Genomic DNA, 15,990 nt, shown 5'->3' with positions numbered 1-15,990 from the left:
ATAACAACAATTAAAAACTGAAACTATGAAACGTACCGCACATGCTCACTGGAACGGAACCTTACAAGAAGGTAAAGGTGAAATTTCAACCCAAAGCACTGTATTGAACAATACACAATATTCGTTTAAAACCCGTTTTGCTGACGGCGTTGGCACCAACCCTGAAGAGCTGATTGCTGCTGCTCATGCCGGTTGCTTTACCATGGCGGTTGGCGCACAACTATCGCAGGCCGGTTTCATCCCAGGCGACTTGACTACCGATGCTATCCTTGACCTGGATATGCAGGCATTGACTATCAATGGCATTCACCTGGAACTGAAAGCTTCTGTTATTGAAGGTGTATCTGAAGAAAAATTCAAAGAAATTGCCGAAGGCGCTAAAGCTAATTGCATTGTCTCAAAAGCACTAAGCGTGCCAATTACTTTAAATGTAAGCTATCAATAATTGCCAAATGCTACAAAACAACAAAGGCCGGAATTCCGGCCTTTGTTGTTTTGTTAAAAGATCTTAGATAAATTAATAACTATTAAGCTACTGCAGCGGCCTGTCTGGCCTCCAATTCATCAGCACTTGGGCCATAGCTGCCGGGGATGGCAACATTTAGCAACCGTAAATAAACACCTAATTGTGCGCGGTGATGAATGGTTTGCGCAATAGAAACGCGCACGGTTTCGTATTTGTTCATATCGGCTAAAATCATATCGCCACTGCGTAGTATCCAGGGCTTATCTAACTCCTGCTCGGTTGTATTTTCCAGCAAAGCGCGACTATCAGCATAATTATTTTCAAATATATCCAACAAATCAGCCGATGTGGTAGCCGTATTTGGATGATACGGATTGGCATGAAAGTCTAATTCGTCGGTAGTAATAGCCATGCTTATCCAGGCTGGTAACTCGGCAATATGATTAGTAAGCTGCATTAAACTCATGCTTTTTTGATGCGGCCGCCAGTCAAATTTATCTTCTGGAACAATAGCCAAAAATTTACGGGTGGTTTGAGCTTCCTGCTCAATTTCCTTTAATAACTTCTTAATGATTGACATGATATTATGGTTTTGTTGCTTGTTGATACAAAGAAACCATAGCTGAATGACAGCCCTATGTCAGCAGGAATTAGATTTGATTTTTTTCAATGTTAAGATAAAATTAACATCCATAGTAGTTATCGTTAACATAATAAGCTAATCATAACCGTGAGTTAACATTCGATTAACAGGCCTGACACACCTTTGTGAATCAAAATTTCACAAATGAAAAAGTTTTACTCAATCCTATTATCCTTTATGTTACTGGTAGTTGCAAGCATTGCAAACGCCCAGATCACAACTTCGGTTTTAACCGGTAAGGTAACTGATGCCAAAGGTTCTGCATTACCCGGTGTTAGCATAACCGTGCTAAACAACAGTACCGGAACCAAATATGCATCGCAAACCAACGCAGAGGGGCGCTATAGCGTTCAGAATATCAGTCCGGGTGGCCCTTACACCATTTCGGCAAGTTATGTTGGTTATAAAACCGACTCACGTGCAGACATCACCTTACAATTAGGTAATGCTACATTTAACTTTTTACTTGCTGAATCAAGCACTGAATTAAAAGAGGTTAAGGTAGGCGGCCGCGGCCCCGCTAAAACAGGTGCAAGTACACGCATTAATGCAAACCAAATTCGTACTCAGCCTAGCTTAAGCCGCAGCTTACAAGATTTAACGCGCAATACCCCGCAAAGCAATAACAACTCATTTCAGGGAACAAACTACCGTTACAATAACGTAACACTTGACGGAGCTATCAACAATGACGCAATCGGCTTCAGCCCATCATTAGGTGGTCAAACCAACGCATCTGGTCAGGTTGGTAGCAGTACCCGTACCAGCCCAATCTCTTTAGATGCTATTCAGGATATCCAGGTGTATGTTGCCCCTTACGATATCAAAATTGGTAACGTATTGGGTGGTAGTATAAATGCGGTAACCCGTAGCGGTACAAATGATTTCACAGGTTCTGTTTACGGTTATGGCCGTGGTGCATTTATGGTAGGCCCTAATAACGCCGCTGCCGCTTCAGGTGGCGACGGATCCAAACTACCATCAGCCTTCCATGATCTGAACACCGGTTTCCGTTTAGGTTTCCCTATCATCAAAAACAAATTATTTTTCTTCACCAGCGAGGAGTTTGCACGCCGTGTCGATCCTGTTATTGCTGGTGCAGGTACTGCAGGTTCGCAAAACATCCTGACCCTGGCTCAGGCACAAGCTATTTCTAATAAATTTGCTGCTGCCGGTTTTGATGCCGGTGCTTATGGTAACACTTCAATCTTCTCAAACTCAAACAAGTTCTTTAACCGTTTAGACTGGAACATTGATGACCATAATCAATTAACCTTACGTAACAATACTATTTCATCTCAGGCTACTAACTTAGAGCGCGATCAGCAAAACTTCCGTTTTGGTAGCATTGACTATACTTCGCATAATAACTCTACTTCTACTGTTGCTGAGTGGAAATCAAGATTCTCAAACAGCGTAAGCAATAGTTTAGTGTTTGGCTACTCAAACGTACACGATTACCGTGCACCAAACTCAAACCCGGCGCTGCCGCAAATTGAGATTACTGGTAACACACCGGGTACAACCATTTTCATCGGCACCGACCGTGAGGCTGCTATTTTTGATATGCACCAAAAAACCACAGAGTTTACCGATAACCTGACATGGACTACAGGTAAAAACACTTTCACTTTCGGCACGCATAATGAGCTTTACGACATTACCTATAACTTTGTTAATGCATGGAATGGTCGTGACGCATTTAAGAGCATTGCCGACTTTTTAGCCGACAATCCATCTCGTGTACGTGCTAACTTTAACTATACTAACAACACCAGAGATTATATTCTGGCTAACCCGTCAGCTAAGTTTAAAGTTAATTTGTTAAGTGTTTATGGTCAGGATGATATCCAATTAAGCGACAACTTTAAATTAACCGCAGGTATTCGCCTTGATTATGCTGGTTTGCCAAACAAACAACCACTGAGTACTAAAACACGCAACGCTCCGGTTGATCCAAGCTACGGCACCACCTACACTTATACCAAACCAAAAGATATCACCAACAAATATTTAAATAATATTGAAGTTAACCCGCGTGTTTCATTTAACTGGGACGTAAATGGCGATCAAAGTGTTATTCTTCGTGGTGGTACCGGTACTTTCACCGGTCGTATTCCATTTGCATGGTTAGGTTATGCTTTTTACAACAACGGTGTAACTTATGGCGCCTACGACAACAAAACGCCACCGGCTGGTGTGACTGTAGTACAAGCTCCATCAAACGGCGGCGCCGCTTATGTAGCTGCACGTGGTGTTAATATTAATGATGCCACCGGCGCTACACAGGCCGACTTAGTTGCCAACAACTTTAAAATGCCTCAGGTGTGGAGAAGCAGTTTAGCAGTTGACCGCACTACTGACGACCAATGGAAATTTACTTTAGAAGGTATATATACAAAAACCATCTATGACTTAAAATTCCAACAGGTAAATACTGCTGACATTGTAACTTATTACCCGTATGACACTCAGCATCAGCAGCCTATCTTCAATAACACCAAAATCAATTCATTGTATACCAACGCTTATGAGTTGTCAAACACCAGCTTAGGCTACCGTTACAGCATTACCGGCCAAATTGCCAAGGTGTTTCCGTTTGGTTTAACTGCTAACGTTGCCTATACTTATGGCCACTCTAAAGACGTTACTAACGGTATTCGTAACTCAATGGAATCAAACTGGCAATTGAACCAGGCCTTGAATCCAAACAACCCGGGTCTGGCTAATTCTAACTTTGATATTCGTCACCGTATTGTGTCAAATATCAACTATCGTCATAACTGGGACAAAGACGGCAACGCTGTAGGTAACTTCACCTTGTTCTTTAGCGCTGCTTCGGGTAACCCATACACTTACGGTTTCTACCCTAACGCAATCGACGGTACGGGCCAGCAAGTTAGCTTGGCTTATATCCCTAAAAAAGGCGAAACTGTTAACTTCTTTAGCGATATCGCCGGTGGCGCAACCGCAGTTCAGCAAGCTGCTGCTTTTGATGCCTTTATCGACAAAAGCAAATATTTAAGCTCACGTCGCGGCAATTTCACCCAGCGTAACGCTGCGTTCACTCCGTGGAACAACGATTTGGATTTCCGTTATACGCAAGACTTTAAGTTTGGTGGCAAACATAAACAAATGATCACATTAACTTATGACATTGTTAACCTAACCAATCTGTTAAACAAGAAATGGGGTCAATACTATTTCTCGCCTAACACATACAACTCAACTTCAAGCATTGGTTTAGCTCCAAAAACTACACCTACTTTTGCTAATGCCGCAACAACGTTCCCTAAGTATACATTCCAAGATCCTGGAGTGCCATACTCAGTTGACTTGATGAACTCAAGATGGCAGATGCAATTCGGTGTTCGTTACACATTCTAAGCGAAAACCGATATAAAAAAGCGCGGCCCCTGGAAATTCCGGGGGCCGCGCTTTTTTTATAAATTATTACTGTCAGGCTTCTTTCTATCCTTTTGCGCCTATCCGGCCTGTTGTATGTTTTGCTGCTGCCTGAGCTCCTTAATTTCCATTTCAAAGGCGCGCATACGGGCATGCAGGATATCCAGTTCCGTACGCATCATTTGTATTTCAGTAATGAGCTTGGGCGATTCAGCTTTGTTGATCTTCTTATCGCCGGTGCCAAGTATGAGCCACTCGGGCGAGTACTTAAGCTGAAAGCAAAGCTTACTGATCAGGTAATAGCTTACCTCCTGCTTTTGGTTAATAACCTTGCTGATAAAGCCCTGATCTACTCCAATTGCATTGGCAAGTGCCAGCTGGCCCCCGTAATCTTTTACAATGATCTTAATACGTTTTACTATACCGTCGTCTGCCATACCATGCAAGTATAAGCAAACGGCCATAAATGTAAGACGTTATTTTAAAATGAGCGGTAATTGACTGCTACTAAGCCATTACAGCCAATTTATTAGCTTTTTCAAGCAGATTAAAAAGATGATCGTCGTAGGCACGCAGGGTTATCCTTTTTGAGGCATAGGCCTGTTCAAGCTTTTGTAGCTGCTGTATCAAGATATCTTTTTGCGAAGTGCCGGTATTAGGGCCAACGGGCTTAATACCGCCTTCATACAAAATACTGGCTAAGGCTTTATTCTTTTTTTCAACTGATTTCATCAAAAAGATCATCTGGGTATCGCCAGACTCTTCGAGAAAAGTTTTCATCTTGTTTTTTTGTGTGCGATGATTAATAACAATAATAGCAACTACCGCGATTGCGCCTAAGACCAAGTAAAAGTTTACGTCCATTTGGGATAATAGTTTAAATTAATACTTAAAAGTAAAAGAAATTACCGAGAATTAAACAACCTGTGTAGACAAGCCCTATAAATATTCCAAATTGCTCTTAACTGTTTACTTTTTAGGCAAAGGAATAAACGATGCGTTCTTATTGGCGCTCGCCAAAATGACCATCGTACTCAATAGCTCTGTTTTTTATGTCCTTAGTGATTATGCTTTTTGTGAATATCCTTAACCAGGCACAACTTTTTAATATCAGCAATTTTAATTGGGAAAGGCGCATATTTAAGCTGATGGCCCACCATCTCGGTAGTATTATCAGAATGCGCTATCACTTCGCCCTCAACGTGGCTTAACAGCAAGCGCTTATACATGCGATAATCTCCCCATTCAATGTAATAAACTTCGCCGGGTAGTATTTTTTTATCATGGATAACTTTTAGCGCAACCCAGCATCCATTTTCCAGGTAAGGATACATAGAATGTCCCCAAACCGGTAAAGCAAAGTCACAATCCTCTATGCCGGGAAAATTCATACGCCCCACAGGCTGGGCATCATTTATATCGTTATAAACCTCTACGCCCGATGCAGTTGCTGTAATTTCATACATCGGGATTCCCTCGGCAACCTTTGCAACCTGAGCAGCAGGCACATAAGCCTGGCCCTGAATAAAATCTTTATATCGCTCTTTAAAAATCCTGAACTTCTCCGGATCAATATTCTGCCGGCTTTTAATAATCTCTGTAATCGAGCTTGCAGAATTAAAACCCAACACCTCGGCCAGTTGTGCATTCCCCGTAAAAGCCTTGCCTTTAAGCTGATTGTACAAAATGATAAACTCCAGTGTTTCAGGACGAACTGTCTTAATTTTATTGGTTTTTTCCGGCGATTCCATGATATGTTGAAAACTATTTTAAATTTTTCTGGATTTATAATACAGATATTTCTTTATATTTGTATCGTTATTCACAGCTAAACTAAAACATATTTAAATACAATCCAAATAAAATCACAGATATACAGAAAATAAATACAGAAATATGAAAAATACTTTAAAACACAGGCCGGGTACCTACCCCTAGTAAAAACCTGAAAAATAACACACCTGCCGATACGAACAAAAAAGCCTAATACAACCAACCTATGCACATAGCCTACACCTCGGTAAGAGAAAATCAACCGCAACCTAAAAGCGGCAGCGTTACAGATGACAATAAAACGCACATTAAGCTAAAAGCCTATTACGCCGCTTGCCACAAGTACAGTAAAGAAATTACTGCCATACAAAAATACTTACCCGGCTGGGTCCCACCCTTCCCGGCCCTGTAAGTAAAATTGATAAGAAACCTAAAAATTAAATCTGCTGCCAGCCAATGGCAGCCTTACCTTTTATTGCATAAAAAATGATAAAGATTGCACAAAAACTAAAAGACAAACTATGGTGGCTGATCATTTCTGTTGATTATGACTATAGTCGGATCGCCGTAGCCGACCACGAACTAAACGGTGACACGTTGACCCTATGGCTTGAGGACAAGCACGATTTCAAAAACACGCTGGATGAGTGCCTGCAGCTTGACATTAACACCAAACAATTCGGCAAAATAATCAGAGCTGAAAACCTGAACAGTTATGAGGGCACTAAAATGCACCCTAAAAAACACTTTATTTATAAAACACGTATTGAAATCAATGAGCCCATAAGGTGGTATCAGGAAGATGCGTCGTTAACCGAACAACGATGGGCGCGCGAGGCTGTAGTTAGAAACATCCTTACCCAATTAGTAGAAACCGAAGTGGCCGAAGAAAAAATCTGGTAAAATATATATGCCAATTGACATATATATCATAATTTTTATTTATCTTTGTATTGTCCGGTAATTAAAGAGCGAAAATCTGTTGATTATTTACGTAGCAAATAAAAGCTGCCAGACACTACCTGATCATTTCCGTCATCGTCTTTTTTAGACATCAGGGTAGTAAACGTTCCTTTAGTCAGTACGCTGTCCTGCATGTACTGATCCAGGTGAATTGCATTAGAGAGGTTATTGCCCACGCTATTTGAAAGCGCGAATTGTTTGATGTGTTTACCATCCACATTAAATAACAGTTGGCCGCCGGCTATCATATTATCCAGGCCTGGGCCGGCAAAACCCGGCGAACTGATTCCAAAACTTATGGTGTGCGCTTTGTTTATAGCAGTTAACCCGAAATATTTATTGCTATCAATGTTAACATTGATGAATGCTATCGAGTCTTTAGCTGCATCGAATGCATAAGTGGAATCGTCAACGGTAATATTTAACGTGCCTTTAGCTGCAAAGAAATTGCCGGAGTTATCGCTCGTGTCAGCCTTGGTTATCGGGTTAATTAAAGCGCCGTTTTCGGGTTGCCCGTCTTTTTGACAGGAAATAATCCCTGCCGTAAAAAACAAAGCGACAAAAACAGCTTTAAAAAACTTCATATAGGCCTGTAATAAGTTAGCGCTAATTATTTTACGAATATACGATGCAATTAGTTGCCCCGTATAAACATTAACAAATTTTAACTTCAAAACCGTGCCAGCCAACGGTATCCTGCCCTATTTATTAAAACGGGGTTAAACAAGATAAATATACTGTAAATAAACCACTTAAACCATGGCAAAAACCAAACATCGATTTAATAATTGTGAGTCATTAAACAGACTTATTGATGAGTATTTTGAACGTTCAAAAAATGATACAGGTAAAAATGCCGAACCTGTTACACTAACAGGTTTAGCTATTTTTTTAGGCTTTACCAGCAAAGAAGTATTTGATCAATATGAACAAATAGTAAAATACAAAGAAAGCCTGATGCGGGCCCGGTTCAGGATAATGGCTTATTATGAAAGTCGCCTGCATTTTCCATCCCCCAGCGGGGCAATATTCGCGCTGAAAAGCATGGGATGGGATGAAAAGGTTAAAGACACCAGGTCAGGCGCCAAACCCCAATCACTAACCGTTAAAGTTATTGAGACGGGCCCTAAACCCGCATCAGCCGAAAAAGAAGTGGCGCTGTAAAAACCTAAAAATTATGATTGTTAGTGATTATGAAGCGTCAGTATTATTCAGGCGCAATTATTTTTCAAAGGCGCAGGTGGTAATTAACCAGGGAGGCACCAGTTCAGGCAAAACATACGCCATTGAGCAGGTACTTTTTTGCCTGGCAGCCGAAAACGAAAAGCAGGTAATTACCGTTGTGGGCCAGGATATACCTAACCTCAAAGCCGGCGCTTTACGCGATGCATTGAGCTTGTATAACAAATCAGACCAGCTTAAGGGTTTGATACGAAGTTTCAATAAAACTGATAGAATTTTTGAGTTTTATAACGATTCTGTCATTGAATTTAAAAGCTACGCTAACCCCCAGGACGCAAAGTCAGGAAAGCGCGATTATTTGTTTATTAACGAAGCCAATGGCATTGAGTGGAACATTTTTTCGGAACTGGCGCTAAGGACAAGGCGGCGAATTTTTGTCGATTATAATCCGAACGCTGAGTTTTGGGTTCATGAGCAGTTAATAGGCAAGCCGGGTGTTGAGTTAATCATATCGGACTACAGGCACAATCCTTTCTTAGATGCTGCAATGGGCGCCAAAATTGAAAACATCAGGAAAGATGATATCGAATTATGGAAGGTATATGCGCGGGGCCTCACCGGACGCGTAAGCGGTTTAATATTTAGCAATTGGTTTGTGGTCGACGAAATCCCCGGTGCTGCTAAGCTTATAGGCGCAGGTCTGGATTTTGGGTTTAGTAATGATGAAACCGGTTGTTTACAAGTATACCTTCAAAATGGAGAGCTATGGGTTGATGAGCTTTTTTATGAAACAGGCTTAACCAACCGTGACATCTCAGCAAAACTATCAACCTGTGGAATAAATAAAAATACAGAGATTATTGCTGACAGCGCGGAACCCAAATCCATTGAAGAGTTGAGGAGAATGGGTTGGGCAATATCGCCCGCAAAAAAAGGCGCAGATAGCGTAAATAATTCTATCGACATATTGAAACGCTATAAAATTAATGTCACTCGAAGAAGCGTTAACCTGCGCAAAGAACTGGGTCGGTATAAATGGAAGATAGACCGCACAGGCAAATCATTAAATGAACCTGTAGACACCTGGAACCATTTGATAGACCCGTTACGCTACATAGCATTAAACAAATTAAAAACCCGGTCGGCATCGGCACCCAAATCAAAAATGCCTTATAAAGAAACCTTTACTTCAAATAAGCTCTCAGATCTATTTAAATTATGATTGAAAGAACCGTAAAAACCTTAAGCGGCAAGCTCAGTATCAAAATACCGTCGCAAATAACAGAGTTAAAATTGGGGCAATTGATGCAGATGCAGGCCCTCGAGCAATTGAGCGATCTGGATGCTATCAGCATTCTGTCGGGCATATCTGTTGCCGACCTGAAAAATGTGGTGCATTTTAACGAGTTTGATGTTTTTGGCGAAGCTATATTATCGCTGTCCAACCAAATCAAATACCTGTATAACAGCGAGGCCATCCCTGATAAAATAACATTAGAAATTGAAGGAAAAAAGGCAAGTGTCAAAGTAAACCGCAACCTGTCTGTTGAACCGGCTGGCGCATTTATGGCGTCGCGCGATATCATTACCGACGAGATCAGTAAACACATTGAGCAACATGGCGAAGATAATTGGCGGGAAACTTTTAATCCCTCATTAAAAGCCTGTTGCCAGGTATTGGCCCATTATTTTTATTGCCGTGCTACAGGCAACGGCTATGATGAATATAAAGCCGAGGAGTTTGCAGAAATCATTAAAACACTTGGGGTAACGGAGGCGCTGCCCATAGCCCGTTATTTTTTTATGAGCTTTCTCGGCTTATTGAAGCCGAGAACCAGCTTTTGGCAGCGCCTGCGACAATTCTGGAAAAAAAAGCCGGAATACAAGCTTTCGAAAAGTTTAAATATATCAATACCGTAAACTCGTTAGCCGGCGGCGACATTACCAAATGGACCGAAATTTTAAACACGCCTTATGACCGGGTGCTCACCAAGCTACTGCTTAACAAAACCGAGGCCGATTATCAGCGCAAATACTCAGAACTGCTGCAAGCCCAGCGATAACCTAATCAATCATTAATTAATCACCCTATGCCTATACGCAATCAAATTGAAGCCGTTGTGCAAAGTTTAAACGGGAACCCCACCTTTATATACGGCACCAGCAATGAACTTAATTTATTAGCCGATGACGCAACATTTCCCTGCGTCTTCCTTTATCCGCCGCAAAATATCAACCTGTCGCCGCAAATCAACGGGTCGGTGGACAACACCTTTAGTATTACGCTTGATTTTTTGTACAAAACAGACTTCGATCAATATACAGCGGATAATGAAACCTACGTGAGCCAGGCGCTTTTTATGGCCAACCAGTTTATAGCCAAAGCGTCAACTTATCGCCAGGGCGACGGCCGCTATTTCAAGGTCAAAGCCGGCGATAAGGCCAAGTGTGTTCCGGTTTACAACAAGTTTGATGTCAATACAACCGGTGTTAGCCTGACCATTACACTGGCCACCATGTATTTCGAGAACTTTCAATAACCTATTCTATTCACAACATTAATAAAATTCAGCATGGGATTAAACGCTTATATCAGGGTCCAGGAGAAAGAATACTCAACCAGTGGGTCCTACCGGATAGCGACAGCCAAAGTTTATGCCTATATAGTCGATGATTTTGACCAGCCGACTGACGGCAACGGCGCCACCATTAACTACTCTATTAAAGAAAACGGATTGCTTACCGGTTTAGGTACCGCCTCTGCTATGGGGCAGCAGGTTTTGTTATTTGACGGTGTTGTAGAGCGCGACCTGGACAATGACGACGGAACATTTTCATTAGCTTACACCAAAGTTTATTATTTAGACAGCATTATTGCCATACAAAATCCTCCGCCGCCTGTTAATAGCTGCGATTTGGTGATTAATAGTGTGAGCGTCCTTAAACCAGAATCTGCCCCCGGCGCCGCCGACGGCCAGATCAGTATCAATGCGTCATCAAGTTATTTGCCGCTGCAGTATAGCTTGGATGGGGTTCATTTTCAATCATCCTATATTTTTACGGGGCTGGGCAGCGGCTTAAAAACAGTTACCGTAAAGGATGCCAATACCATAGGTTGCGTAGAGACGCATGCGGTGACAGTACCTGTACTAAGCAGCTTACTGGTAAAAGATCCATCAGTTAATATCAATGGTAACATCAGCCGATGGAATGCAGCTTTTAATCCCATTGTATTCACCTATCAGCGCCGTGATTTTAGCGTTACCAGCGTTACTTACGACTCACCAACCACTATCCAGGTAACTGTAAACGCCACCCTGAGCAGTTTGGCCGAGGGAGACAGTATTTATATTAACGCAGGCCCTTACGCAGGTGTATTTGAGATAGTTGACCTAACACAAAACTCGTTCATAATCAAAACACCGTTTACGGTGGCGCAGTCGACAGGGTTTGTAAATATCAACAAGCTGAGGCCGTATTACCGGCTGCTTACTTATATCACTTATGCGGATGTTAAAACAGGTGCCACCCAAACCATCACATCAGTTAACCGGCCGGATAATACCGGACTGATCAAGGCTGATCTCTCAAACTTCCTGCAGTCGCTTTTAACCGTTAAAGACGACAGCAATTACAGCCAGGCCAATTTCAAAGACAATAACCTGAGTGCCTCATATCAAATTAGTTATGCCGAGCAATGGGATGATCCAAATGCGACTAATGTAAATAGCCCACCCGTTACTTCAAACGTTATTAATATCGCCGAGCCCTATTATGTAGTTTATGCCGCCAAGCAATTGGGCGAGCGTTATGGCGGGAACTTAGCGGCCTACGTACTATTTGCCAATGGGCAGCCGGCGGCCAGATGGATCACAGATTTTGCCGAACCGACCTACTCTAATAGCTACCCGTTTGACATCAGCTTTATTTACAGCGAAAACCTCATAGGACTAAATATTTATTGCGAATTGACAATGCTTGACATTAACCGGAACCCTTTAGCCGGCAGCGTGCAGGACATTACTTTATTAAATGAAGACAACACCTGGCTGCTTAATCAGGACGGGGCCAGGCTATTAATTGCAAGGCAAAACCCTACCGATAGTATCTTGCCCGAAAGGTTGGGATTAAACAGGTTATTGGTCGATACCGATTTCTCGGCAGAGGCCCGTTACTTTAATATCGCCCTAAAATATAATGACGGCACCGCGGTTCATACTGTTACCCAAACGCAAACCATTCGTATTGATGATGCCATTGATGAGCAATCGGTTTACCTGCGCTGGATAGGCTTGTCGGGCTCATGGAATTACTACCGCTTTGTTTACAATCAGGAGGTTACGCTTGACGTGCAAAACGCCACCATCATTAAAAACTACGTGAGCGACTGGGAGAATCAGCAGGGAATTGAAGAAGTTATCAGTAAATCGGCCGGGCAAAAAATGAAAGTAATGGCCGAGGATCTTTCAGTCGGCGACATCAAAGGGCTGCAATCCATCAAATACTCGCCTAAAGTACAAATGCTGGTGAGCAAAAACCCTGTCAAATGGCAAACCGTAGTACTTAATACAGCTACGTTCAGCGAGTACGAGACATTGAATGGGCAAGCGCCTTTTAGTGTAACATTTAACCTGCCCAGCATCAACATACAAACACAATAAAACGCATGAACGATTTACAATTGTACATAGATGACCAACTGGTTGACCTGACCGATGATAGCCCCATTGCCCTCACCTTCCAGATCAACAACCTGGCCGAGGTTAAAAATCAGCAGGGCAATACCTCCAACCAGTTTAAGCTGCCGCTTACGCAGAATAACCGGCGTATATTGGGGTTCCCTGATGATGTGGCTTTTTGCCAGGATAAACCCTACAAAAAATATCAGGCCAAACTGGTGCAGGATGGCCTGGAGATCATCCCCTACGGTATTTGCGAATTGAACAGCATTGAGCAGGACATGGCTAACGTTACCATCCTATCGGGCAATGTTGATTTTTTTGATGCGATAGATGGGCATCTTTATGAAATGGGCGACAGCACCAGCGCCTGGCACAGCCCGCTCTGGAAAAATTATGACCACGACTGGACGCTGGAAAATGTGGCAAAATCGCAAAACAAAACCGATGGCTGGATCTACCCGGTTGTGGATTATGGTAATTTTACCGACGATCCCGCTCAGACCATTAATGTTACCACCCTGCGGCCGGGCTTTTTTATCAAATCGGCCATTGACCTGCTGGTTAAAACTACCGGTTACAAAGCCACCGGCTCGTTATTAAAAGACCCTTTGTATCCGCTGCTCATTGCCCAGTTTAGCAATGGCAGTTGGGAGCACGGCAGCGATTACCAGAATCAGCCGGATATTTTAAGTTGCACGGCATCAAATAACAATAATATTGAACTTGACCATCCAAATAACAACAATCCAACCGGTCTGTTTATTTTCGGTGCGGTGTCCGACCCATCAAATCAATATCGCAACGGTATTTTTACCGCAGCAAAAAGAGGCGTTTATACAATAACTGCATATTTTCCAAAGATTTACATGTCTGGACGCATTACCGGCGATCCAACAAATCTGGATGTTTCTATCAATATTTACACATCCGGACATCAGGAAACCGCTACTACTTTAAACTTTAACTGGGACGCGGGGAATTATAACAGAACCGGTACAGGTAGTAATGTGCATGGCAATATCACTACAACTAATCAAACCCTATCTTGTCAACAAGAATTAGCCGAGGGAGATAGTGTTGAGATAAATTATACCTGGCGTGGTGGTAATCCTTCTCATTTTACTGTTTATCCCGGAGCCGCCTTTACCGTAAAAGCCCAAAACAACGTAGTTAAATACACGCAAAGGGTACAGTGCGAGCGCATATTCCCGGACATCTCACAAAAGGACCTGTTAAAAGATGTACTGCAACGTTTCGGGATAATTTGCCAGGCCGATAATGCCAGCAGGACCATATCCTTTAACTCATTCAGGGATATCATCAATAACATCCCAAAAGCCAAAAACTGGAGCACCAAGTGTTTGGACCAGGGTAAGAGCATCAGCTTTCAATTAGGCGGCTACGCGCAAAGCAACACGCTGAAATATAAAACCGATGACGCCATTACCCCTACCGGTTTTGCCGACGACGTGATAAAAGTAAAGGATACAACGCTCGCTGCCAGTGCCGACTTGTTTGAAAGCCAATATGCGCCATCGCTTAACCGCCCCTATATTGGCGGCACCGTTGCGCAAATAAAAATGATAGATACTGATAATGGCGACGATTTCAGCATAGGCGTATCGCCACGTATTTTGATTGATCAAAAACTGAATATCAACAGCCTGGGCAAATCGGTCACTTTCACCGATGGCAGTAAGCAGCTTATTGTAAACGACGTGATAAGCACGCCCTATTTTTATAAGCCCGACGGGCCATACAGCCTTTGTTTTGGCGATATGCCTGCCGCCGGCCACAATGCGACTCTTCCCGGACTAAGAAGCAAATACTACCCTGAGTTGGAAAAGATATTACAGCAAACCAAAAAGGTGTTGCGTTACTTTTTACTCACACCTCGCGACAATTTGGAACTTGACCTGCTGGTACCCATTTACCTGGAGCAAGACAGTGCCTATTATTACATTAATAAAATTGATAGCTGGCGCAAAGGGCAGCCTACCAAAGTAGAATTAGTGAAGCTGGGGTGATTTTTAAATTTATTTGGAAGTTTAATTTACAATTTAACTTACAACTAAACATGGCAACTGAAAAAAACATTTCTATTGACATAGAAATTAATGCCGATGGGCAACAGCGATTAAATTCCTATAAAATTCGTTTGGATTATCAAGTTTGATAAAGTATATTTACTAAACTTATTAGCAATTCTAAATTCATGAAAAAATATATATTTATTGTAGTTGGTATCTTAATAGTTGGTTCACTGTTTTTCCTTTCGTCTGATGCTGGTAACCTTTTTATACACAGCATTTCAGAAACTGAACATATAGAACCGGGTGATAAACTTTATTTGAAAAAGGAATTTTTAAATTCACCTGATGTTGTATCTACCTATCGAGAAGTAGAACCGATATCATTGGATTCTTACGAACTTATACAAGCTGGACAAACTTTTGCCACAAAAGAAGAAGCCGACGAACGTTACAAAAAACTTAATTTTGAAGGCAACTATTTGATCAAAAGTTTTCAAAATATTGATAAGAGTAAATTAAAAAAAGCAGGTTCTTTGTATATAGGTACATGTAATAAAGAGCTGTGCTATTTACGGTGTAACGATGCCTTATCTATTCCTAAAAAGTTTTTCTATAAAATAAGTGTCAACAAAAATATAATTGACAACCGTGAAAGTTTGGCTGAGATGCCGTTTAACTACGTTTGGCATAATGATGAACTTTATGTCGATGCCGATGTGGTAACTAAACACCAATAAAGCAACTCTATAACTACTTCCCTCCCTGGATTAGTTAGCTTTCTACAATCTGAAATTATAACCAACCATTAAGTTAGTAAATTGATATCATTAGACAAATTATGCC

The 15,990-nt window shown here is 41.9% G+C and carries 16 protein-coding genes; 11 read left to right on the top strand and 5 right to left on the bottom strand.

Features of this window, described 5'->3' with window-relative positions:
- The first annotated feature begins 25 nt into the window (after positions 1–25).
- Complete coding sequence (locus tag ACFS5N_RS00255) at positions 26–445, top strand: OsmC family protein (protein WP_377181001.1); 420 nt, start codon at positions 26–28, stop codon at positions 443–445.
- An 82-nt stretch (positions 446–527) separates the two neighbouring features.
- Here ACFS5N_RS00255 and ACFS5N_RS00250 read toward each other — a convergent pair whose 3' ends face one another.
- Complete coding sequence (locus ACFS5N_RS00250; RefSeq protein ID WP_377180998.1) at positions 528–1,046, bottom strand: DinB family protein; 519 nt, start codon at positions 1,044–1,046, stop codon at positions 528–530.
- A 207-nt stretch (positions 1,047–1,253) separates the two neighbouring features.
- On the opposite strand from ACFS5N_RS00250, the gene ACFS5N_RS00245 reads away from it, so the two are divergent.
- Entirely contained in the window at positions 1,254–4,496 is a 3,243-nt protein-coding gene (locus ACFS5N_RS00245; protein WP_377180996.1) for a TonB-dependent receptor, read from the top strand.
- Between the two features lie 98 nt (positions 4,497–4,594).
- On the opposite strand, the gene ACFS5N_RS00240 is transcribed toward ACFS5N_RS00245, so the two are convergent.
- The 3 genes from ACFS5N_RS00240 to ACFS5N_RS00230 all read right to left on the bottom strand — a co-directional run bounded on the left by ACFS5N_RS00240 (position 4,595) and on the right by ACFS5N_RS00230 (position 6,265).
- Positions 4,595–4,978 (bottom strand): hypothetical protein, encoded by a 384-nt coding sequence (locus tag ACFS5N_RS00240; protein ID WP_377180994.1) that lies wholly within the window; start codon positions 4,976–4,978, stop codon positions 4,595–4,597.
- A gap of 43 nt (positions 4,979–5,021) precedes the next feature.
- On the bottom strand, positions 5,022–5,294 hold the full coding sequence (locus ACFS5N_RS00235) for a hypothetical protein (protein WP_377180991.1): 273 nt from the start codon (positions 5,292–5,294) through the stop codon (positions 5,022–5,024).
- A 278-nt stretch (positions 5,295–5,572) separates the two neighbouring features.
- Complete coding sequence (locus ACFS5N_RS00230) at positions 5,573–6,265, bottom strand: S24 family peptidase (protein ID WP_377180989.1); 693 nt, start codon at positions 6,263–6,265, stop codon at positions 5,573–5,575.
- A gap of 248 nt (positions 6,266–6,513) precedes the next feature.
- Between ACFS5N_RS00230 and ACFS5N_RS00225 the strand changes: the two genes are divergently transcribed.
- On the top strand, positions 6,514–6,699 hold the full coding sequence (locus ACFS5N_RS00225) for a hypothetical protein (protein ID WP_377180987.1): 186 nt from the start codon (positions 6,514–6,516) through the stop codon (positions 6,697–6,699).
- Positions 6,700–6,773: 74 nt separating this feature from the next.
- Entirely contained in the window at positions 6,774–7,190 is a 417-nt protein-coding gene (locus tag ACFS5N_RS00220) for a hypothetical protein (protein ID WP_377180985.1), read from the top strand.
- 83 nt (positions 7,191–7,273) lie between these two features.
- Here ACFS5N_RS00220 and ACFS5N_RS00215 read toward each other — a convergent pair whose 3' ends face one another.
- Positions 7,274–7,834 carry a hypothetical protein gene (locus ACFS5N_RS00215; protein ID WP_377180983.1) on the bottom strand — a complete coding sequence of 187 codons (561 nt, stop codon included), beginning with the start codon at positions 7,832–7,834 and terminating at the stop codon, positions 7,274–7,276.
- A gap of 175 nt (positions 7,835–8,009) precedes the next feature.
- Between ACFS5N_RS00215 and ACFS5N_RS00210 the strand changes: the two genes are divergently transcribed.
- The 7 genes from ACFS5N_RS00210 to ACFS5N_RS00180 all read left to right on the top strand — a co-directional run bounded on the left by ACFS5N_RS00210 (position 8,010) and on the right by ACFS5N_RS00180 (position 15,884).
- On the top strand, positions 8,010–8,414 hold the full coding sequence (locus ACFS5N_RS00210) for a terminase small subunit (RefSeq protein WP_377180981.1): 405 nt from the start codon (positions 8,010–8,012) through the stop codon (positions 8,412–8,414).
- 13 nt (positions 8,415–8,427) lie between these two features.
- A complete protein-coding gene (locus ACFS5N_RS00205) occupies positions 8,428–9,654 on the top strand; it encodes a PBSX family phage terminase large subunit (RefSeq protein WP_377180979.1) in 1,227 nt (408 codons plus the stop codon).
- The gene (locus ACFS5N_RS00200; protein WP_377180977.1) at positions 9,651–10,352 is read left to right on the top strand and encodes a hypothetical protein; all 702 of its coding nucleotides are present in this window, start codon (positions 9,651–9,653) and stop codon (positions 10,350–10,352) included. The genes ACFS5N_RS00205 and ACFS5N_RS00200 overlap by 4 nt, the downstream gene beginning before the upstream one ends.
- 170 nt (positions 10,353–10,522) lie before the next feature.
- A complete protein-coding gene (locus ACFS5N_RS00195; RefSeq protein ID WP_377180975.1) occupies positions 10,523–10,972 on the top strand; it encodes a hypothetical protein in 450 nt (149 codons plus the stop codon).
- A 33-nt stretch (positions 10,973–11,005) separates the two neighbouring features.
- Complete coding sequence (locus ACFS5N_RS00190; RefSeq protein ID WP_377180972.1) at positions 11,006–13,093, top strand: hypothetical protein; 2,088 nt, start codon at positions 11,006–11,008, stop codon at positions 13,091–13,093.
- A 5-nt stretch (positions 13,094–13,098) separates the two neighbouring features.
- A complete protein-coding gene (locus ACFS5N_RS00185; RefSeq protein WP_377180970.1) occupies positions 13,099–15,141 on the top strand; it encodes a hypothetical protein in 2,043 nt (680 codons plus the stop codon).
- 188 nt (positions 15,142–15,329) lie between these two features.
- Positions 15,330–15,884 (top strand): hypothetical protein, encoded by a 555-nt coding sequence (locus ACFS5N_RS00180; protein ID WP_377180968.1) that lies wholly within the window; start codon positions 15,330–15,332, stop codon positions 15,882–15,884.
- The last annotated feature ends 106 nt before the right edge of the window (positions 15,885–15,990 follow it).

Source organism: Mucilaginibacter ximonensis, assembly GCF_042686265.1.
GTDB lineage: Bacteria > Bacteroidota > Bacteroidia > Sphingobacteriales > Sphingobacteriaceae > Mucilaginibacter > Mucilaginibacter ximonensis.
This window is presented reverse-complemented; position numbering and strand designations above follow the sequence as displayed.